The sequence below is a fragment of the Clavibacter sp. B3I6 genome (assembly GCF_030816895.1).
Taxonomy (GTDB): domain Bacteria; phylum Actinomycetota; class Actinomycetes; order Actinomycetales; family Microbacteriaceae; genus Clavibacter.
Map to the genome: position 1 here is coordinate 2412114 of NZ_JAUSYL010000001.1, position 20189 is coordinate 2432302.

At 74.0% G+C, this 20189-nt stretch carries 20 protein-coding genes and 2 pseudogenes; 18 read left to right on the forward strand and 4 right to left on the reverse strand.

Annotated features, from left to right (window positions below; genetic code table 11):
- Window positions 1–37 precede the first annotated feature (37 nt).
- The 4 genes and pseudogenes from nusG to QFZ62_RS11715 all read left to right on the forward strand — a co-directional run bounded on the left by nusG (window position 38) and on the right by QFZ62_RS11715 (window position 3077).
- On the forward strand, window positions 38–1066 hold the full coding sequence (gene nusG, locus QFZ62_RS11700) for a transcription termination/antitermination protein NusG (RefSeq protein ID WP_307505872.1): 1029 nt from the start codon (window positions 38–40) through the stop codon (window positions 1064–1066).
- A 53-nt stretch (window positions 1067–1119) separates the two neighbouring features.
- Complete coding sequence (gene rplK, locus QFZ62_RS11705; protein ID WP_012039476.1) at window positions 1120–1551, forward strand: 50S ribosomal protein L11; 432 nt, start codon at window positions 1120–1122, stop codon at window positions 1549–1551.
- A gap of 99 nt (window positions 1552–1650) precedes the next feature.
- Window positions 1651–2338 (forward strand): annotated as a pseudogene (rplA, locus tag QFZ62_RS11710) (50S ribosomal protein L1).
- Between the two features lie 139 nt (window positions 2339–2477).
- Window positions 2478–3077 carry a GNAT family N-acetyltransferase gene (locus QFZ62_RS11715; protein WP_307505874.1) on the forward strand — a complete coding sequence of 200 codons (600 nt, stop codon included), beginning with the start codon at window positions 2478–2480 and terminating at the stop codon, window positions 3075–3077.
- A 32-nt stretch (window positions 3078–3109) separates the two neighbouring features.
- Here the strand turns inward: QFZ62_RS11715 and QFZ62_RS11720 are convergent.
- Window positions 3110–4067, reverse strand: a pseudogene (locus QFZ62_RS11720) (NADP-dependent oxidoreductase).
- A 246-nt stretch (window positions 4068–4313) separates the two neighbouring features.
- On the opposite strand from QFZ62_RS11720, the gene QFZ62_RS11725 reads away from it, so the two are divergent.
- Window positions 4314–4895: an AAA family ATPase gene (locus QFZ62_RS11725; RefSeq protein ID WP_307505878.1), complete on the forward strand. Its 582-nt coding sequence runs from the start codon at window positions 4314–4316 to the stop codon at window positions 4893–4895.
- A 44-nt stretch (window positions 4896–4939) separates the two neighbouring features.
- On the opposite strand, the gene QFZ62_RS11730 is transcribed toward QFZ62_RS11725, so the two are convergent.
- On the reverse strand, window positions 4940–5602 hold the full coding sequence (locus tag QFZ62_RS11730) for a YqaJ viral recombinase family protein (RefSeq protein WP_373425978.1): 663 nt from the start codon (window positions 5600–5602) through the stop codon (window positions 4940–4942).
- A 184-nt stretch (window positions 5603–5786) separates the two neighbouring features.
- Between QFZ62_RS11730 and QFZ62_RS11735 the strand changes: the two genes are divergently transcribed.
- The 9 genes from QFZ62_RS11735 (at window position 5787) to QFZ62_RS11775 (ending at window position 14410) form a co-directional block, all read left to right on the forward strand.
- On the forward strand, window positions 5787–6026 hold the full coding sequence (locus QFZ62_RS11735; RefSeq protein WP_307505883.1) for a hypothetical protein: 240 nt from the start codon (window positions 5787–5789) through the stop codon (window positions 6024–6026).
- A gap of 10 nt (window positions 6027–6036) precedes the next feature.
- Window positions 6037–6990 (forward strand): TOMM precursor leader peptide-binding protein, encoded by a 954-nt coding sequence (locus QFZ62_RS11740; RefSeq protein ID WP_307505886.1) that lies wholly within the window; start codon window positions 6037–6039, stop codon window positions 6988–6990.
- On the forward strand, window positions 6978–8249 hold the full coding sequence (locus QFZ62_RS11745) for a YcaO-like family protein (protein WP_307505889.1): 1272 nt from the start codon (window positions 6978–6980) through the stop codon (window positions 8247–8249). The genes QFZ62_RS11740 and QFZ62_RS11745 overlap by 13 nt, the downstream gene beginning before the upstream one ends.
- Window positions 8250–8325: 76 nt before the next feature.
- Entirely contained in the window at window positions 8326–9357 is a 1032-nt protein-coding gene (locus QFZ62_RS11750; RefSeq protein WP_307505892.1) for a SagB/ThcOx family dehydrogenase, read from the forward strand.
- Entirely contained in the window at window positions 9350–10345 is a 996-nt protein-coding gene (locus QFZ62_RS11755) for an ABC transporter ATP-binding protein (RefSeq protein ID WP_307505895.1), read from the forward strand. Before QFZ62_RS11750 ends, QFZ62_RS11755 begins: the two co-directional genes overlap by 8 nt.
- Window positions 10342–11127, forward strand: coding sequence for an ABC transporter permease (locus QFZ62_RS11760; protein ID WP_307505897.1), 786 nt, complete (start codon window positions 10342–10344; stop codon window positions 11125–11127). The genes QFZ62_RS11755 and QFZ62_RS11760 overlap by 4 nt, the downstream gene beginning before the upstream one ends.
- A gap of 101 nt (window positions 11128–11228) precedes the next feature.
- Window positions 11229–12311: a sugar phosphate isomerase/epimerase gene (locus QFZ62_RS11765; protein WP_307505900.1), complete on the forward strand. Its 1083-nt coding sequence runs from the start codon at window positions 11229–11231 to the stop codon at window positions 12309–12311.
- Complete coding sequence (locus QFZ62_RS11770) at window positions 12308–13246, forward strand: biopolymer transporter Tol (protein ID WP_307505903.1); 939 nt, start codon at window positions 12308–12310, stop codon at window positions 13244–13246. Before QFZ62_RS11765 ends, QFZ62_RS11770 begins: the two co-directional genes overlap by 4 nt.
- A gap of 135 nt (window positions 13247–13381) precedes the next feature.
- On the forward strand, window positions 13382–14410 hold the full coding sequence (locus QFZ62_RS11775) for a TerC family protein (protein WP_307505906.1): 1029 nt from the start codon (window positions 13382–13384) through the stop codon (window positions 14408–14410).
- Between the two features lie 74 nt (window positions 14411–14484).
- Here QFZ62_RS11775 and QFZ62_RS11780 read toward each other — a convergent pair whose 3' ends face one another.
- The gene (locus tag QFZ62_RS11780) at window positions 14485–15177 is read right to left on the reverse strand and encodes an ABC transporter ATP-binding protein (protein WP_307505908.1); all 693 of its coding nucleotides are present in this window, start codon (window positions 15175–15177) and stop codon (window positions 14485–14487) included.
- A gap of 35 nt (window positions 15178–15212) precedes the next feature.
- Window positions 15213–16700 carry an ABC transporter permease gene (locus tag QFZ62_RS11785; protein WP_307505911.1) on the reverse strand — a complete coding sequence of 496 codons (1488 nt, stop codon included), beginning with the start codon at window positions 16698–16700 and terminating at the stop codon, window positions 15213–15215.
- A 184-nt stretch (window positions 16701–16884) separates the two neighbouring features.
- Between QFZ62_RS11785 and QFZ62_RS11790 the strand changes: the two genes are divergently transcribed.
- Genes QFZ62_RS11790 through QFZ62_RS11805 form a run of 4 tightly spaced genes read left to right on the forward strand, consistent with a single transcriptional unit; the run spans window position 16885 to window position 20150 of the window.
- Window positions 16885–17655: a response regulator transcription factor gene (locus QFZ62_RS11790; protein ID WP_307505914.1), complete on the forward strand. Its 771-nt coding sequence runs from the start codon at window positions 16885–16887 to the stop codon at window positions 17653–17655.
- Window positions 17656–17696: 41 nt separating this feature from the next.
- Window positions 17697–19295, forward strand: a complete 1599-nt coding sequence (locus tag QFZ62_RS11795) for an ATP-binding protein (RefSeq protein WP_373425979.1) — start codon at window positions 17697–17699, stop codon at window positions 19293–19295.
- A gap of 1 nt (window position 19296) precedes the next feature.
- The gene (locus tag QFZ62_RS11800; protein WP_307505920.1) at window positions 19297–19557 is read left to right on the forward strand and encodes a hypothetical protein; all 261 of its coding nucleotides are present in this window, start codon (window positions 19297–19299) and stop codon (window positions 19555–19557) included.
- 50 nt (window positions 19558–19607) lie between these two features.
- Window positions 19608–20150 carry an amino-acid N-acetyltransferase gene (locus QFZ62_RS11805; protein ID WP_307505923.1) on the forward strand — a complete coding sequence of 181 codons (543 nt, stop codon included), beginning with the start codon at window positions 19608–19610 and terminating at the stop codon, window positions 20148–20150.
- Window positions 20151–20189 lie beyond the last annotated feature (39 nt).

Consider the following 20189-nt stretch of genomic DNA (forward strand, 5'->3'; position numbering starts at 1 on the left):
CGGCAACGCACGACGAAGAACGAGGGAAGTAGATCCATTGGCTGAGAGCAAGCGCGACGACGTCGACCTCGCCCCCGCGGCGGAGCAGTCCTCCGAGGTGGACGAGGCCCAGGAGGGTTCCGTCACCACCGCATCCGAGGGCAGCTCGGACGCGACGGAGCACACCGCCCTGCACATCGAGGGCGACGACGTCGAGACCGACCTGACGGCCGCGCTCGACGCGATGGAGTCCGTCGACGACCCCGAGGCCGACGCGATCGTCGAGGACGCGCTCGACGTGGACTCCGCCGACGAGGCCGAGGCCGCCGTCGAGGCGACCGACGACGAGGCCGAGGAGGAGGCAGCCGAGGAGGCGCTGGAGCCCGCCGAGGTCACGCCCGCGACCGCCGAGGACGTCGCCGAGGCCGAGGCCGACCTGGTGCCCGACGAGGCCGAGGACGACTCCGAGGTCGACCCGTACGAGGACTTCCGCAAGGAGCTCCGCTCCAAGCCGGGCAAGTGGTACGTCATCCACTCCTACGCGGGCTTCGAGCGCCGCGTGAAGAGCAACATCGAGAACCGCATGGTGTCGCTCAACATGGAGGACGACATCTACCAGATCGAGGTCCCGATGGAGGACGTCGTCGAGATCAAGAACGGCCAGCGCAAGATGGTCAACCGCGTGCGCATCCCCGGCTACGTGCTGGTGCGCATGGCCCTCAACGAGGACAGCTGGTCGGTCGTCCGCCACACCCCCGGCGTCACGGGCTTCGTGGGCAACGCCCACAACCCCACGCCGCTGCGGTTCGAGGAGGCCTTCTCCATGCTGAAGAGCCTCGTCGAGATCAAGGAGGTGGCGCAGGTCAAGGGCCAGCCGACCAAGGGCGGCCAGGCGCAGCGCGTCATCGCGGCCGAGGTCGACTTCGAGATCGGCGAGACCATCACGATCAAGGAGGGCTCGTTCGCGGGCCTCCCCGGCTCCATCAGCGAGATCAAGCCCGAGAGCGGCAAGCTCACGGTCCTCGTCTCCCTGTTCGAGCGCGAGACCCCGGTCGAGCTCAGCTTCGACCAGGTCACCAAGCTCTAGGCGGTCGGGCCGCGCGGCCCGCTCGATCTAGCAATCAAGGAGAAGGAAGAGAAATGGCACCGAAGAAGAAGGTCACGGGTCTGATCAAGCTGCAGATCAAGGCCGGCGCCGCCAACCCCGCACCGCCCATCGGGCCGGCGCTGGGACAGCACGGCGTCAACATCATGGAGTTCTGCAAGGCGTACAACGCCCAGACCGAGGCTCAGCGCGGGAACGTCATCCCCGTCGAGATCACCGTCTACGAGGACCGGACGTTCACGTTCATCCTCAAGACGCCCCCGGCCGCGGAGCTCATCAAGAAGGCCGCCGGAGTCGCCAAGGGCTCGGGCACGCCGCACACGGTCAAGGTCGCGAAGCTCACGATGGACCAGGTCCGCGAGATCGCCGAGCAGAAGCAGGCCGACCTCAACGCCAACGACATCGACGCCGCGGCGAAGATCATCGCCGGCACCGCCCGCTCCATGGGCATCACGGTCGAGGCCTAGCCTCCACCACCCGCGGATCCCGTCCGGGATCCGCTCCAGCATCACGCGGGAGAGCCAGCCAGGCTCACATCAACCGCACTCTCGAAACAGGAGACACGAATGGCGAAGTCAAAGGCCTACCGGGCCGCAGCCGAGAAGATCGACCTGACGAAGGCGTACACCGCCTCCGAGGCCGTCGAGCTCGCGCGCGAGACCGGATCCAGCAAGTTCGACAGCACCGTCGAGGTCGCGCTCAAGCTCGGCGTCGACCCCCGCAAGGCAGACCAGATGGTCCGCGGCACCGTCATCCTTCCCCACGGTACCGGCAAGACCGCCCGCGTCATCGTCTTCGCGACGGGGCCCCGCGGCCGAGGCGGCCCTCGCCGCCGGCGCCGACGAGGTCGGCGGCGACGAGCTCATCGAGAAGGTGGCGGGCGGCTACACGTCGTTCGACTCCGCCGTCTCGACGCCCGAGCTCATGGGCAAGGTCGGACGCCTCGGCAAGGTCCTCGGACCGCGCGGCCTCATGCCCAACCCCAAGACCGGAACGGTCACCCCGGACGTCGCGCGCGCGGTGTCCGACATCAAGGGCGGCAAGATCGAGTTCCGCGTCGACAAGCACGCGAACGTCCACTTCGTGGTCGGCAAGGCGAGCTTCTCGCCCGAGCAGCTCTCCGAGAACGTGGGCGCCGCGCTCGAGGAGATCGTCCGCCTCAAGCCGTCCTCCTCGAAGGGCCGCTACGTGCAGAAGGCCACGGTCTCCACGACCTTCGGCCCCGGCATCCCGGTGGACGTCAACTCCATCTAGCACCGCCGCGCGCCAGCGCACGCACGACCAGCACCACAGGAAGGGCCCGCCTCGGCGGGCCCTTCCGTCGTCTGCGGGTGCGACAGCTCGGCGAGCCCTTCCGTCATCTGCGGGGTCCGCGGCTGCCTAGGCTCGGGGGGTGAGCTCCCCGAATCCCGTCGCCGCCCCTCCCGCCCCCGCGTTCCGCGTCGCGGCGACGGCCGACGCCGACGAGGTGGCGTCCCTCGCCGCCCGCACCTTCGCGCTCGCGTGCCCGCCGACGACGACGGCGGAGGCGATCGCCGAGCACATCCGCACCGTCCTCTCGCCCGCGCGCTTCGCGTCGCATCTGGCGGATCCCGCGCGCCGGGTCGTGCTCGCGGAGGTCGACGGCCGGGCGGTCGGCTACACGATGGTCGTGGCCGCGCCGCCTGCCGACCCCGACGTGGCCGGCGCGCTCCGGCTGCGGCCCGAGATCGAGCTGAGCAAGGTGTACGTCGAGGCCGGGCAGCGCGGCGTAGGGATCGCGCGGCCGCTCATGGCCGAGACGCTGCGGATCGCGCGCGACCTCGTGGGCGCATCGGGACGCGACGCGGAGGCGGGGATCTGGCTCGGCGTCAACGAGCACAACGCCCGCGCCATCCGGTTCTACGCGCGCAGCGGCTTCCGCGTCGTCGGGACGCGGTCGTTCCGGCTCGCGGACTCGGTCGAGACGGACCACGTGATGGAGCGGCCCCTCGTCGCGACCGCGGAGGGCTGATCCCGCGCGCCGCCGTCAGCAGCGCGCCGCCGTCAGCCCCGCGTGACGTTGAGCACGACCTTGCCGCGCGCGTGCCCGCTCTCCATGTGGCGGTGCGCCTCGGCCGCGTCCTCCAGGTCGAACACCTCGTCGACGTAGACGCGGATGTCGCCCGACTCGAGCAGGCGCGCGATCACGGCGAGGGTCTGGCCGTCCGGCGCCACCTCGTAATGCGTCGCGCGCACCCCGACGGCGGCGGCGTCCTGCACGAGCGTCGGCCAGCCGTGCGTAGGCGAGCTCACCAGGAGGCCGCCGCGGCGGAGGACCTGGAGGGACCGGGTGCCGGTGTCGTCGGTGCAGTTGCCGACCAGGTCGATCACCACGTCGACGTCGGCCAGCACGTCCTCGAAGCGCCCCTGCGTGCGGTCGATCACCTCGTCGGCCCCGAGCTCCGCGAGCCAGTCGACGTTGCGGGGCGAACCCGTGGCGATGACGCGGGCGCCGAAGTGCCGCGCGAACTGCACCGCGAAGTGGCCGACCCCGCCGGCCCCCGCGTGCACGAGCACGACCTGGCCCTCGTGGGCCCGGCCGATGTCGACGACCATGCCCCACGCGGTGAGCGCGCTGACGGGCGTCGCGGCGGCCTCGACGTGCGACAGGCGCGCGGGCTTCCGGGCGAGGCTCACGCTCGGGACGGCGATGTAGGGGGCGTAGCTGCCGGCCATGCGGGGCACCATCGCGAGGCCGAAGACCTCGTCGCCGGGGTGCAGCGCGTGGTCCTCGTAGGGCGACTCGACGACCACGCCGCTGAAGTCGCGGCCGAGGACCGTGGGGCGCACCGCCGAGCGCGGGTCCGCCGGGGCCGCCCGCGCGCAGGCGCAGGTCGATCGGGTTGACGCCGGCGGCGACGACCTTCACGAGCACCTCCGCGTCGAGGCGGCGCGGGATCGGCACGTCCGCGAGGTGCAGCACCTCGGGCCCGCCCGTCTCGGTGACGACGACCGCGCGCATGGTCTCCCCGTGCGGCGCGAGCGCGACGGCCGCAGCCGCCCGATCCCGCTCGGCCGCGGCGGCGACGCCGGCTCTCGACTGGATGACCTGGCTCATCGTGCGACCCTCCTCGGACGCGGCGGCCTGGTGGATCCCACCGCGGCCCCCGCTCCTCCAGTGAAGTCGGCGCGTGAGTCGGGCGTGTTTCCGCGGTGTTCCCCGGGCGAGAAGAATGCGCGCGGGCACCGGGGCTGGCAGGCTCGCGGGGTGCTCATCTGGATCAACGGGACCTTCGGCGTCGGCAAGACCCAGGCGGCGGCGTCGCTGCGCCGGCGGCTGCCGGGATCGGTCGTGGCCGACCCGGAGCAGGTGGGGTTCGGGATCCACCGGATGCAGCCGCCCGCGCTCCGCGGCGACTTCCAGGACACGCCGTGGTGGGAGCCGACCGTGACCGGGATCCTGCTCGACGTGCTCGCCCGGCACCCGGGCGACGTGATCGTGCCGATGGCGCTCGTGGACGAGGGCCGGCACGAGCGGATCCTCGGGGCGCTGCGCGACGCGGGGCACGACGTACGTCACGTGACGCTCCTCGCGTCCGACGAGGTCGTGCTCCGGCGCCTGCGCACGCGGCTCGAGGGGCCGGACGGCTGGGCGGCGGCGCAGCTCCCGCGGACGGCGGCGCTCCGCGGTCCGCGCTTCGCCGACCACGTGCGGACGGACGGGCTGACGCACGCGCAGGTGGTGGAGGCCGTGGCGCTCGCGGTCGGCGTGCGGATCGGGCCCGATCGGACGGGGCCGTGGCGGCGGACGGCCGAGCGGATGCGAGTGCGGATCGCGCACATCCGCTGACGCGCGGGCCCGCGCGGGCGGGCGGGCGCATCGCGGGGTGGCGCTCAGGCCAGGCCGCGGGCTCCCGCGGGGGCGTTGGCCATGCGCACGATCAGCGCGATGAGGTCGTTCGCGCGCGTCACGAGCGCCTGGATCTCGGCCTCGTCCCGGTCGATCCACTTCCACTTGGGGATGTCGTGCACGGGCACGAAGTCCACGTGCTGCTCCCACACGATGAGCGAGCGCTCGGCGCCGAGCACGTACTGCTGCCACCAGATCTGTCGCAGGTAGTTGCGCGGGACGCTCCGCCACGGCTTCGCGGTGGTCTTGATCTCGGCGAGCTCGAGGCGGCCGTCGGCGCGCACGCCCACGCCGTCGGGGGTCGCCAGGTGGCGCCGCTGGCCGGGCGCGTGGAAGAGGTGCGCGCTCGGGACGATGCCGTGCTCCGCCTCGACCCAGCGCGCGATCTCGGGCTCGCGCTCGCGGCCGTGGTCCGTGTAGCGGTTGCCGCCGAAGCCGGACCCGTAGAGCTTCTCGAGCGCGACGGCCTGCAGCGAGGCGTCGGTCGCGAGCCGGGCGACGTCCGTGGCGGTGATCCCGAAGCTGCGGGCGCGGAGCCACGCGACGCGGTCGGACGAGTGGGCGACGATGCGCGCGAGGTGGGGCGGGGGAGGAGGCGGCGCGGGTGCGGCCGGGGCGAGGTCGTCCTCCCACGGGAAGGCCAGCATCTCGTCCGTCACGGGCTCCAGGGTACGCGCCGGATCCGACGCCCGCGGCTGCGACGCGGGCGGGTCATCCGGTGCCGCGACCGGGTTGTCAACAGGCCATGCGTTTCCGCCCTGGTCACGGAGGATCGTGCTAGAAAGGCGTCGTCACATCCCACCCATCACCAGCACGGAGAGAGGAAACGGCATGACCCTGCTCATGGAAGGACCGGCCACCACGGGAGCACCGGCGCTCGCGGAGGCGCCCCCGCGCGTCGAGGAGGTCGACGCCGCGCGCGCCGACGCCCTCGACGCCGACGCCCTGCTCGCCGAGGCGTTCGGCTTCACCATCACGCACCGCGGGCGGGAGGCGGAGGTCGTGATGGCCGACGTCACCCTCTGCTGCAGCACGTGCTGCTCGTGCAGCAGCAAGCAGCAGCCTCGCTGACGCATCCGCCATGGACCCGTCGACGACCTACTCGGTGAGTCCCCGCTACGCCGTCGGGGAGGTGGAGGACACCCTCCACCTCCTCGGCGGTCGCGAGCTGGTCTCCCTGCAGCTGCCCTCGGGCGACGCCGTCTCCGCGGTGTCGCGGCTCCTCTCCCGTCCCTTCACGCGCGCGGACGTCGACCGCGCCTTCGGCCCGCACGCCCCCGTCGTGGCCGACCTCGTCGACGAGCTGGTCGTCCGCGACGTGGTCGTGGGCGCACCCACGCGGTCCTCCGGTGACGACGCCCCGGCGTCCGATCCCGTGGGCCGTCTCGACGACCCCGACCAGGCCGAGCTCGCGCACGTCCTCGACGAGGCGCGGCGCAACGGCGGCGACCGCACGGGGCTCGGCCGCCCGCGGGATCCGCGCAGCCCCGCGCGGGTCGCCCTGGTCGGCGACGCCATCCCGGCCCTCCTCGCCTCCCTCGCCGAGGCGCTGCACTCGGCGGAGCTCACCGACGAGGCCGACGCCGACCTGGTCATCGCGGCCGGCAGCCGCCGGGTCCTCCGGGAGGTGGGCGTCCGGATGCACGCCGCCGGGCGCGCGTGGCTTCCCATCCACCCCTTCGACGGCCGCTTCCAGCTCGTCGGACCCGTGGTCGTGCCGGACGAGGGGCCGTGCCTCGAGTGCGTCGCCCTGCGCTGGGCCTCGACCACGCCCTTCGCCGCGGACCACGCGGCGGCCGCCGACGCGGTCGCGCCCATCCCGCGGGATCCCGGGCTCGACGCCATCGCGGCCGGCTTCGCCGCGCGCTACGCGGCCCGCTGGGTCTTCGCGCGCGACTGGCTGGTCGCGAGCACCGTGCTCGTGGTCGAGCCGAAGGTCCTGTCGGCGGAGGCGCACCCGGTCTACCGGGTGGCCCGCTGCGGCACGTGCGGGCCGCGGCCGTACGCGGGGGTGGTGTCCCCGTGGCGCGCCTGAGGACGGCGGGCGCCGACGTGGTGAGCCCGTACACCGGGCTCGTCGCCTACTCGCACCCGATGGCGTTCACGCCGGACGCCATCCCCGACGCGCTGCACTCCGCGCGGACGGCCGACACGGGCTTCCTCACGGGCATCCCCTCCGAGGGCTTCAGCATGGGGCCCGGCGGCAGCGCCGCCGATGCGCGGAGGTCGTGCGTGGGCGAGGCCGTGGAGCGGCTCTCGCTGGCCGGCGCGCGCGGTGCGTTCCGCGCGCCGCTGGGGGCGGACGCGCGGCAGGTGGAGCCGGACGCCTTCCAGCGCTTCCACCCGGCGCAGCGCGAGGATCCGGCGTTCCCGTTCGAGCGCGCCGAGCGGGGCGACCTCCTCACCTGGCTGCCGGCGCGGTCGCTGCACGGCGGGAGCGAGGTGCACGTCCCCGCGCAGATGGTGGTCTTCGACGACCCGCACGCGTCCGAGGGGCACCGCGAGCGGCACCTGGAGCCGGCCACCTCGTCGGGCGTCGCGGCCGGGCCGACCTTCGGCTTCGCGGCGGGCCGGGCGATCCTCGAGCTCATCGAGCGCGACGCGTTCCAGCGGACGTGGCTCCGCGGATCCACGCCGCCGGCCTTCGACTGGCGCGTCAGCCCGCGCCTCGCCGACGCGACCCGGCGCGAGCTCGCGCGGCTGGAGGAGCTGTGCGGGCGGTTCGGCGCCGCCTTCTCGCTGCGCGTGCTCGACGCGGCGGCGGACGTGCCGGTGATCCTCGCGGTCCTGCGCAGCGACCGCATCGGCGTGGCGGTGGGGTGCGCGGCCGACTTCCGCCTCGACCGCGCCGTGCTCAACGCCGTGCGCGAGGCGGTGCACACGCACAACTGGTGCCTGCGGCTGCTGCCCCGGCCACCCGTCGCGCCGTCCGCGGTGATCGAGTTCGAGGACCACGTGCGGCTGCACTGCCCGCCCTCCGCCCGGTCGCTGTCCGCCGCGCTCGACGCGTCGGGCGCGCGCGTGGCGTCCGTGGGCGGGCCGTCGAGCTGGGGAGAGGTCGTGGAGGGGCTGCACCGGGAGGGGATCGAGGTGCTGCTGTCCGGGATCACCGCGCCGGAGGTGCGCGCCGCGGGCTACCACGTGGTGCGCGCGCTGAGCCCCGACCTCGTCGCGCTCGACGTGCGGCACGACGCCCGGTTCCTCGGCCATCCGCGGCTGTACCGGCGATGGCGGGACGGGCCTGCGGTCGACGGGCCGGCGCACCTCGTCGGCGTCCCGCACCCGTTCCCGTGAGGGCGGCCCGTCGCCCCGCATCCACGTCGACGCGCGCGTGCGCGCGGCATCGCGCCGGCACCACCAGGAGGATCCCATGAGCATCACCGACATCGGCACGGCGCCCGCACGCACGGCGGCGGGCGGCTCCGCCGGCGCAGGCGCCGACGACGGCGAGGACGCCGGCTCGGACGCGACGGCCCGTGCCGCCGACGCGGCCGCATCCGCTGCCGGCGCGGCCGGCAGCGTCGGCCCGATCTTCAGCGTCGGCGGCGCGATCCAGCGCGCGGCGGGCGACCTCGCCGAGGACTTCCACGAGGCGTCGAAGATCACCCGCATCACGCACCCGGGCTGGACGGACGTCCGGTACGCGCAGCAGCTCGCGCAGGAGGCGCAGGGCATCGACGCGGGACCGGGCGGCGCCACGAGCGCCCCGCGCCTGCTCCCGGCGCTCGCCCTCCCGCCCGCGCTGCCGCTCCCGCACGGGCTCGGCGCGACGATGGCGGCCCGGCGGTCGGCGGACGCGGCCGACCTCGCCCCACCCGTCGCGCTCGCGGAGCTCGCCACGGTGCTGCGCCTCGCCTACGGTCCGCGCGGCGACGGCGGCACCGGTCGCTTCGTGCCGTCGGCCGGCGGGCTCTATCCGCTCGACCTGCACGTGGTGGTGCGGGCGGCGGAGGGGATCGCGGCGGGGATCCACCAGCTCGACCCGCTCGAGGAGGCGCTCGTGGACGTGTCCGGCCTCGACCGGGACGGCCGGCTCGCCCGCTTCCGGCGGGCCGCGCCGACGGTCATGGCGCCCCTGGCGGAGGAGGCGGCCGTGACGATCGTGATCACCGGCAGCTTCGAGCGCTCCCGCACCAAGTACGGGCTGCGCGGCTACCGGCTCACGCTGCTCGAGGCAGGGCACGTCGCCCAGAACGCGCTGCTCGTCGCGACGGCGCTCGGGTTGCCGTCGATCGGCTGGGTCGGCTTCGTCGACCACGAGCTCGACGCCGTGCTCGGGCTCGACGGCGTGACGCAGTCGTCGCTCTACGCGATCTCGCTGGGCGGGCGCGCGGGTCCGGGCGGCGCTGCACCGGCGCCCGCGCCGACCCATCCCGCCGAGGAGGAGGCATCCCGTGGCTGACGCGGTGGAGCTCGACGGGATCACCCGCACCTTCGGCCGCACGCGCGCCCTCGACGACGCGTCGTTCGCGCTCGCCCCGGGGCTCGTGCACGCGCTGCTCGGGCCGAACGGATCCGGGAAGACCACGGCCATCGACGTGCTCACCGCCACGCGCCGGCCGGACGCGGGGCGGGCGCGCGTGCTCGGTCACGACGTCCGCCGCGGAGGCCCCACGGCCTCGCTCGTCGCGGTGATGCCGCAGGCGCTCGCGTTCCCCGAGTACCTGACGGTCCGCGAGGTGCTCGCGCTCGCGCTCGTGCCGCATGCGGCGGCCCTCACGCCGGCCGCCGCGATCGACCGCTTCGACCTCGACCGGCTCGCGTCGCGCCAGACCGGCGGGCTGAGCGGCGGCGAGCGGAGGCGCGTCGCGCTCGCCTGCGTGGTGGCCGCGGGCACGCCCGTCGTCGTGCTCGACGAGCCGTCGGCGGCGCTCGACATCCCGGGCCGGGCCGCCGTGCGAGACGCCATCGCCGCCGTCCGCGACTCCGGACGCACGGTGCTGCTGGCCTCGCACGACATGGAGGAGGTCGCGGCGCTCGCCGACACCGTCGTCTGCCTCGACCACGGCCGCGTGGTCGGGCACTGGACGGCCGCCGACTTCCGCGGGCTCGCGGGGATGCGCCGGGTCGGCTTCCAGGCGACGTCGGCCGAGGCACGCGGCCTGCGCACGTGCGGGGCGCAGCCCGAGTCGGGGGAGGAGCCCCGGGAGGGCGAGCGGATCCGCTGGGTCATCGACACGGACCGCTCCGACGTCGTCGCGGGGCTGGTGCTCGCCTCCCTCCCGCACCCCGACCTCACGGTGGGGGAGCCCGGTCTCGGCGAGATCGTCGAGCGGGTGCTGGCGGAGGACCCCGGCCGGCCGCGCGACCCCGGCCGGTCGCACGACGCCGGCCCGCCGCCCGACGCAGGCCTGCCGCGCGCGGCCGATCCCGCGGGATGCGCCCCATGACCGCCGCCGCAGCGGTCCCCGCCCGCCTCACGGCCGGGCGCCGGATCGCGATCTACCGCGCCCACGTCGTCAGCGAGCTCGCGCAGAACGCGCGCATGCCGGCGTTCGTGCTGCCGCTGCTCGCGTACCCGGTGCTCATCTACGTCGTCGTCGGCCTCCCGCAGGGCGGCGCGCCGAGCGCGCGGCTCAGCGTCCTGCTCGGCTACGTGCTGTTCTCGGTGCTCGGCACGGTGACGTTCCAGTTCGGCGTCGGCGTCGCGTCGGCGCGGGAGTCGCCGTGGGAGCGGTGGCTGTTCACGGCGCCGGTGCCCGCGTGGATCCGGCTGGCCGCGAAGCTCACGGTCGCCTGCGTCTTCGGGGTGCTGTTCGTGATCCCCGTGGCTGTCGTCGGGTTCACCGCCGGCGGCGTGCGGGTGGATGCGCCCACGCTCGCCGCCGTCGCGCTCGCCGTGCTGGCCGGCGCCGTCCCGATGGCGCTGCTCGGTCTCGCGATGGGCTACTGGTTCCCGGCCCGGGGCGCGCTCGGCCTCGCCAACCTCGTGTACCTGCCGCTCTCGTTCGCGGGCGGCCTCTTCACGGGCGGCGACACGAGCGGCACGCCGTGGGAGTCCCTCACGGTCCTGCTGCCGACGGGCGCGTGGAGCACGCTCACGAGCGCGGCCGCCCGGCAGGACACGGCGGTGATGGGCCTCCCGCTGGTCATCCTCGCGGCGTGGGCGCTGCTCCTCGGCGGCGTCACGCTCGCGGGGTACCAGCGCACGCAGTCGGCGAACTTTCGCTGACGCGGACCCGTGATGGCGCGCGGCACGGTGTGTAGCGTGGATGCCGCGCGCCGTCCTCCGGCCGCCACGCCGTCACCCGTCACCGTCGACGAGAGGGAACCATGCCCCAGATCACCAACCCCGTCGCCCTGTTCACCGGCCAGTGGGCCGACCTGCCGCTGGAGGAGGTGGCCCGGCTGGCGAGCGGCTGGGGGTTCGACGCCCTCGAGATCGCCTGCTCCGCGGAGCACCTCGACGTGTGGCGGGCCGCCGAGGACCCGGCGTACCTCCGCGGCCGCCTCGAGATCCTCGAGCGCCACGGCCTCCAGGTGCACGCGCTCTCGCAGCATCTCACCGGCCAGGCCGTGTGCGACGACCCCATCGACTTCCGCCACCAGGCGATCCTCCGCTCCAAGGTGTGGGGCGACGGCCAGGCCGAGGGCGTGCGCCAGCGCGCGGCGGAGGAGCTGAAGCTCACCGCGAAGGCGGCCGCGGGCCTCGGCGTCACGCGCGTGACGGGCTTCACCGGATCCCGCATCTGGCCGTACGTCGCCATGTTCCCGCCGGTCCCCGAGTCGGTCATCGACGCCGGCTACCAGGACTTCGCCGACCGCTGGAACCCGATCATCGACGTGTTCGACGACGAGGGCGTGCGGTACGCGCTCGAGGTGCACCCGAGCGAGATCGCCTACGACTACTGGACCACCCGCCGCACCCTGGAGGCCATCGGGCACCGCCCCGGCTTCGGCCTCAACTGGGACCCGAGCCACATGATGTGGCAGGACATCGACCCGGTGGGCTTCCTCCTCGACTTCGCCGACCGGATCTACCACGTGCACGCGAAGGACACGAAGGTCAGCACGTCCGACGGCCGCGGCGGCCGCCTGGGCTCGCACCTCGGCTGGGGCAACCCGCGCCGCGGCTGGGACTTCGTCTCGGTCGGCCACGGCGACGTGCCCTTCGAGCGCGCCTTCCGGGCCCTCCGGAGCATCGGCTACGACGGTCCCGTTTCGGTGGAGTGGGAGGATGCGGGCATGGACCGACTCCACGGCGCCCCGGACGCCCTCGCGCAGGTGCGCTCCCTCCTCTGGCCGACGCCCGACAGCCTCTTCGACTCCGCGTTCGCGAACAACCGCGACGACGCGCCCGCGACGGGTGCGACCGGCTCCACCGGCTCGACCGGCTCCACCGGATCGGCCGCGTGACGCTGCGCGACGGCCAGCTGGCCCGTCTCCTCGTCGTCGACGTGGAGACGGGCGCCGAGCGCATGGTCGCCGAGTCGGCCGTGCTGCACATCGAGGCGCCCAACTGGACGCCCGACGGCCGCTGGCTCGTCGTGAACGCGGAGGGCGGGCTGTGGCGGCTGCCGGCGCCCGACGCCGAGGACCCGGATCCGGACCTCCCCGAGCCCGCGGTCGACTTCCAGGCCGTCGACCTCGGCGGCGTCCCGCCCATCAACAACGACCACGTCATCTCGCCCGACGGCGAGCACGTCTACGTCTCCGGTCGCGACGGCCACCTGTACGACATCCCCTGGAACGGCGGCGCGGGCGGCGCGGGCCGGCGGATCACGGCCGATCGGGATCCCGCGCTCCGGTTCAAGAACTACCTGCACGGCGTCTCGCCCGACGGCACCGTGCTCAGCGTCATCGGCGGCCAGGTCGACGCGCGCGGCGAGTGGACCACGAACATCCACCTCGTGCCCGTCGACGGCGGCCCCACCACGCAGCTCACCGACGACGGCTTCCCCGACGACGGGGCCGAGTTCTCGCCCGACGGCGGCTGGCTCTACTACAACTCCGAGCGCGGATCCGACCTGCCGGGCCACGCGCAGCTCTTCACGATGCGCGTCGACGGCACCGACGTCCACCAGTTCACCTCCGACGAGCGCGTCAACTGGTTCCCGCACCCGTCACCCGACGGCGAGCACATCGTCTACGTGAGCTTCCCGCCCGGCACGCTCGGGCACCCGGCCGACCGGGACGTGATCCTCCGCGTCATCGACCGGCAGAGCCACCGTACCCGCGACCTCGCGGCGTTCCCCGGCGGCCAGGGCACCATCAACGTCACGAGCTGGGCGCCGGACTCGCGGCGGTTCGCGTACGTCGCGTACCCGTTCTCGGCACCGAGCCTCACCTGACGTCGGGTCGCGCCGCGAGCCGGGAAGCGTAGGCGCAGCCTTTTCCCCGGAAGGAGGACATCCGGCATGGGATCATAGGGGCCCGCGCCACCTCGCCGTCCCGATATCCCGTCGGCCTCACTCCCGGAGACCCCCGTGAACATCACCCCCACGACCTGGCTCATCACGATCGCGGTCACGATCGCCTTCTTCGTCTACGAGTTCTTCACCCACGTGCGGAAGCCGCACGAGCCCACCATCGGCGAGTCCGCCCGCTGGTCCGCCTTCTACATCGGCCTCGCGCTCGCCTTCGGCGTCGGCATCGGCCTCACCAGCGGCTGGGGCTACGGCGGCGAGTACTTCGCGGGGTACCTCACGGAGAAGGCCCTGTCGATCGACAACCTCTTCGTGTTCCTGCTGATCATGACCGGGTTCGCGGTGCCGCGGAAGTACCAGCAGAAGGTGCTGATGATCGGCATCGTCATCGCGCTGATCATGCGCGCGGGCTTCATCGCCCTCGGCGCCGCGCTCATCGAGAACTTCTCCTGGGTCTTCTACATCTTCGGCGCGCTGCTGTTCGTGCTCGCGTACCAGCAGCTGAAGGGCGACCACGGCGGCAACGCGGCGGACAACATGTTCGTGCGGATCGCCCGCCGGATCCTGCCCGTCCACGACGACTTCGTCGGCGACCGCTTCACCACCAAGATCGACGGCAAGCGCTTCGTCACGCCGCTCCTGCTCTGCGTCATCGCGATCGGCTTCGTCGACCTGGTGTTCGCGCTCGACTCGATCCCCGCCATCTACGGCCTCACGAACGAGGCGTACATCGTGTTCACCGCGAACGCCTTCGCGCTGATGGGCCTCCGCCAGCTGTACTTCCTCATCGGCGGCCTGCTCGAGCGCCTCGTGTACCTGTCGCAGGGCCTCGCGGTCATCCTCGCGTTCATCGGCGCGAAGCTCGTGCTGCACGCGATGCACGTCAACGAGCTGCCCTTCATCAACGGCGGCGAGCCGATGCTGTGGGCGCCCGAGATCCCGATCTGGTTCTCGCTCCTGTTCATCGGCGCGACCATCACGGTCGCCACCGTGGCGAGCCTCGCGAAGACCCGTGGCGACAAGGAGAAGAAGGACCGCGCGAAGGTGGACGGCGCGCCCGTCACCCGCGCGACGGACGAGGGGCACTAGCCCTCCCGCACGACCCGCGACGATCGACGGGCCCGGCGCAGGACGCGTCGGGTCCGTCGTCGTCCGCCGGGCGGTCAGCGCGACAGGAGGGTGGCCGGCTGCACCTCGGTGACCCGGCCGTGGGCGATGTGCAGCCGTCGCTCCGCCCGGCGCGCGACGGCGGAGTCGTGCGTGACGAGCACCAGCGTGAGCCCGCGCTCCCGCCACAGCCCCTCGAGGAGGGCCATGATCTCGTCACGCGTCTCCTCGTCGAGGTTGCCGGTGGGCTCGTCGGCGAGGAGCACGGTCGGCTCCTTCACGAGCGCGCGGGCGATCGCGACGCGCTGCTGCTGACCGCCGGACAGCTGCGACGGCAGGTGGTCGGCGCGCTCGCCGAGCCCGACGAGCTCCAGCGCCGCCGTCGCGCGAGACCGGCGCTCGGCGGTGGCGACGCGCAGCGGCTCGAGCGCGGTCTCGACGTTCTCCCGGGCGCTGAGCGTCGGGATCAGGTTGAAGCCCTGGAACACGAACCCGATCTGCGTGGCCCGCACCTCGGCGAGCCGGCGGTCGCCCGCGGTGGAGAGGTCGTCACCCCCGAGCGTGACGGTGCCGGAGGAGGGGCGGTCGAGCGCGCCGAGCATCTGCAGCAGCGTCGACTTGCCGCCGCCGGTGGGGCCCTGGATGGCGACGAGCTGCCCGTCGGGGATCTCGAGGGTCACGCCCTCGAGGGCGGTGATGGTGGTCGCGCCCTGGCGGTAGGTCTTGCGGACGTCGTGGAGCGTGTACATGGTGGTCCTTCCGTGTGCGGGTGGGGTGGGGTGGATCAGGCGACGGAGCGGAGCGCCTCGGCGGGACGGAGCCGCGACGCGCGCCACCCGCCGACCCCGCCGGCGAGGAGGCCGCCGAGGACGGACAGGCCGACGGCCACGAGGATCACGGAGGCCGTGACGGGCGCATGGAGCACGACGTCGGTCGTGGCGGCGGCGACCTGGGGGCCTCCGAAGCCGCCGCCCGCCGCACCGCCCGGCATCCCGCCGGGTCCCGTGGTGGCGGCCGCGGATCCCGCGGAGAGCGTCGGCGCCATGACGTCGACGACGAGCACCGCGCCGAGCCCGACGACCACGCCGAGCGCGCCGCCCATGAGCCCCTGCACGAGCGACTCGCCCGCGACCTGGCGCACGATGCGCCGGTCGCTCCAGCCGATGGCCTTGAGCGTCCCGAACTCGCGGGTGCGGCGGGAGACGCCGGAGACGGTCAGCAGGATCGCGATGGCGAACGCGGCCGCCAGCACCAGGAGCGACAGCCACGTGCCGAGGCTCGCGATGAGCGACGACGCGGTGGAGAGGGATCCGGACACGCTCGACGCGAGGTCCTCCTGCGTGCTCACGGTCGCGTCGGGCAGGACGCCCTCGATCGCGGTCTTCACCGCGGGGATGTCGGTGGAGGAGGCGGCCGTCACGGAGACGGTGGAGATCTGCCCGTCCAGCCCGGCGAGCGCCTGGGCGACGTCGAGCGGGATGTAGGCGTTCGACGCGGTCTCGGCGTCGGATCCGGTGGGCGCGACGATGCCGACGATCGCGAAGTCGGTCCCCGCGATGGCGAGCGTGCCGCCGACGGCCAGGTCGGTGCCGGTCGCGTAGGTCTCGTCGAGCACGACCACGTCGGATCCTGCGTCGTCGGCGGTGAGCGCGCGGCCGTCCACGAGGGTCGTGGCGGTGAGGGGGCCGACGGCGTCGGCGCTGGGATCCACGCCCGTCACCCCGAACGAGTCGACGGAGAAGGCGCTGCCGCCCGCGCCGTCCGCGCCGCCGGTGGGCGGGGTCGCGCCCGCGCCGGGAGCGGTGCCGTCCGCGGCGCCGTCGGTGCCGGTGCCGGTGCCGACCTGGCCGGGGATCCGCCCGCTGAACGACGTGTTGGTGAGCGTGAGGGTGCCGGCCGCCGCGGAGACGCCGTCGAGGCCGGCGACGGTGTCGACGGCGTCCGCGTCGAAGGTCGACGTGCCGCGTCCGGCGACGAGCCGCGCGGTGCTGACGTCGGTGGAGCCGTCGGACGTAGTGCCGTCCTCCGCGCCGAACTGGAAGTCCTGACCGGGGCCGCTGCCCTCGGTGGGCGGCTCGGCGGCCTGCGTGACGGTGACGTCGGTGCCGACCCCGTAGACGGAGGAGAGCACCTGCGACTGCGCGGCCCGGACCCCTCCCGACACGGCGTCGACGACGATGACGAGGGCGATGGCGAGCGCCATCCCGATCGCGATGATGGCTGACTGCTTCCGGCGCTGCGTGAGCTCGCGCCGGAGGTACGTTCCGAACATGGGTCCTCCTGGTGGGTGTCCTCGGACGCTAGGGAGGCCTGGCAAGCGGACGCCCAGCCGGGTCTGGGAGGCCGCCCGCGCTCGCCATGAGGACACCATGAGCCGAGCGCCGGCTCGCGCGCGGAGGTGGACGCTGTGCCCGCCCATGGCTGGTCCATAGCCGCCTCATAGGGAACTCCGCAGAATGGATCCCGTGACCACGACCCCGCCCTCCGGCTTCCAGCCCGCCGCCGCCCCGCAGCCCCGCCTCACCCGCGCTGACGGGTCGCCCATCCGGGTGCTCGTCGTCGACGACGAGGCGTCCCTCACCGACCTGCTGCAGATGGCGCTCCGGTACGAGGGCTGGCAGGTCCGCACCGCCGAGGACGGGTACCAGGCGCTCGCCGCCGCGCGCGAGTTCAAGCCGGACGCCGTGGTGCTCGACATCATGCTTCCGGACCTCGACGGCCTCCAGGTGCTGTCGCGGCTGCGGGCCGACGCCGAGGACATCCCCGTCCTCTTCCTCACCGCGAAGGACTCCCTCGACGACCGGCTCGCCGGCCTCACCGCCGGGGGCGACGACTACGTCACCAAGCCGTTCAGCCTGGAGGAGGTCGTCGCCCGGCTGCGCGGGCTCATCCGCCGGTCGACGCTCGTGGTCAGCGACAGCGTGGACCCGGTGCTCCGCGTGGGCGACCTCGCGCTCGACGAGGACAGCCACGAGGTCAGCCGCGCCGGCGACCCCATCGAGCTCACCGCCACCGAGTTCGAGCTGCTGCGCTACCTGATGCGGAACCCGCGCCGCGTGCTCAGCAAGCTGCAGATCCTCGACCGGGTGTGGAGCTACGACTTCGGCGGCAAGTCGAGCGTGGTCGAGATCTACATCTCCTACCTCCGCCGGAAGATCGACGCCGGCCGGAACCCCATGATCCACACGGTGCGCGGCAGCGGCTACATGCTGAAGGCCGCGGAGTGATCGACCGGCTGCGCACCCGGCTGGCCGCGGCGGCGGGCGGGATGACCCTGCGTCGCCGGCTCGTCCTCAGCGTCGTGGGGCTGCTGGCGCTCGCGAGCATCCTCATCGGCGCGGTCAGCATCCTCGCCCTGCAGGCGTCGCTCGTGCAGCAGGTCGACGAGCAGCTGCGCGCCACCGCGTCGCGCTCCCAGAGCTTCGTGGACCGGGATCCGGACGACTACGGGAGCTTCCCCGGCGCCCCTCCCGGCGGCCTCGGCGCGTTCGGGCAGCAGGTCGGCACGATCAGCGCGACCATCGTCGGCGGCGTGGTCACGGGCGGCTACATCGCCGACCGCGACGCGGCCGAGGGCGAGCCGGGCGGCGCGGGCGCGGTGGCGCTCACGGAGCGCCAGAGCCAGCTGCTGCAGAGCGTGCCCACCGACGAGGTGCCGCGGACGGTCGACCTCGGCGGCGCGCTCGGCCGGTACCGGCTCGTCGGCGACACCTCCTCGACGGGCGCGGCCCTCGTCACGGGCCTCCCGCTGAAGCCCGCCGACGACGTGGTCGAGCAGCTCGTCGTCGTGATCACGGTGGTCGCCGCGATCACGCTCGCGCTCGCGGCGTTCGTGGGCGCGCTCATCGTGCGGCGGGCGCTGCGTCCGCTCGACCGGGTCGTCGACACGGCGACCCACGTGGCCGCGCTGGAGCTCGACCGCGGCGACGTCGCGCTCGAGGCCCGCGTGCCCGCGTCCGACACGGACGAGCGCACCGAGGTCGGCCGGGTGGGCGCCGCGCTCAACGGCCTGCTCGGGCACGTCGCGGCGGCGCTGTCGTCGCGGCAGGCCAGCGAGGCGAAGGTGCGGCGCTTCGTGTCGGACGCGAGCCACGAGCTGCGCACGCCGCTCGCCTCCATCCGCGGCTACGCCGAGCTCACCCGGCGCGGGCCGCACCAGCTGCCCGAGGATGTCACGCACTCGCTGTCCCGCATCGAGTCCGAGTCGGTGCGGATGACGACCATCGTCGAGGACCTGCTGCTCCTCGCGCGCCTCGACGAGGGGCGGGAGCTCGAGTCGGACCCGGTCGACGTGACGCGGATCCTGCTCGACACGGTCGGCGACGCGAGCGCCGCCGGCCCCGACCACGACTGGGACCTCGACCTGCCCGAGGAGCCCGTGACCGTCCCCGGGGACGACGCCCGCCTCCGCCAGGTCGTCGTCAACCTCCTCGCGAACGCGCGGACGCACACGCCGGCGGGCACGCGCGTCGTGGCGTCGCTCGCGGTCGAGGGATCCGGACCGGACGCGCACGCCGTGATCCGCGTCACCGACGACGGCCCCGGCATCCCGCCCGTGCTGCAGGACACCCTGTTCGAGCGCTTCGTGCGCGGCGACGGATCCCGCGCCCGGTCGACGGGTGGCACGGGCCTCGGGCTCGCGATCGCGCAGGCCATCGTGTCGGCGCACCAGGGCGCCCTCTGGGTCGAGTCGGAGCCGGGCCGCACCGTCTTCGGGGTGCGGCTGCCGGTGGTGCGGCGGGTGGGGGAGATGCGGGCGGCATCGGGTGCGCCCGCCGCCTCCCTGCCGGCCGGAGGCTCGGACCGCTGGGCCGCGCCGACGGGCGCACCCCTCGCGGACCGTCCCGGCCCGCGGTCGGCGGGCTGACATGGATCCCGTCCGCCGCCTCATGTTCTGGCTGCGCGTGCCGTTCGTCGCGGACGCGGCGCTCGTGGTCATCGGGGTCGCGCTGCTCGTCGGCGGCGACGGGGTCGGGTGGTGGGTGCTCGCGTTCGCGGGGCTGCGCGCGGTCGTCGGCGTCGTGGCGATCGTGTGGATCGCGCCGCGGATGATCGCCCGGCTCGCCCCGGCGCCCGAGCCGCCCGCCCCCGAGCCGCCCGCCCCCGCTCCCGGAACCGCCCGTCGCTAGGCTGGACCCCTGATCCGGGCGCCCGAGCCGCGGGTCGAGAGGTCGTCATCGTGAGCGCAGAGCCAGTCGTCGTCGAGTCCGCGGAGCCCACGGGCGGCGTCACCGTGCGACGCGCGCGCACGGGGGACGTGCCGCGGATCCAGCAGCTCGTCGAGCCGCTCGTGATGGACGGGATCCTCCTCGGCAAGGACCTCGTCGTCCTCTACGAGAACGTGCAGGAGTTCCGGGTCGCGGTCGACGCGTCCGGCGAGGTCGTCGGCTGCGGCGCCCTGCACGTCATGTGGGAGGACCTCGGCGAGATCCGCACCCTCGCCGCCGCCCCGCACACACGCGGCACCGGCGTCGGCCACGCGCTGCTCGAGCGCCTCGAGGACGACGCCCGCGAGCTCGGCCTCAGCCGCCTGTTCTGCCTGACCTTCGAGGTCGGCTTCTTCACCCGCCACGGCTACCACGAGGTCGCGGAGTCGATCATCGCGCAGGAGATCTACTACGAGATGCTCCGCTCGCACGACGAGGGCATCGCCGAGTTCCTCGACCTCTCCCGGGTGAAGCCGAACACCCTCGGCAACACCCGGATGCTCAAGGCGCTCTGACCGGCGGGCGCGCCGACCCGACCCGGTGCGCGGGCGACC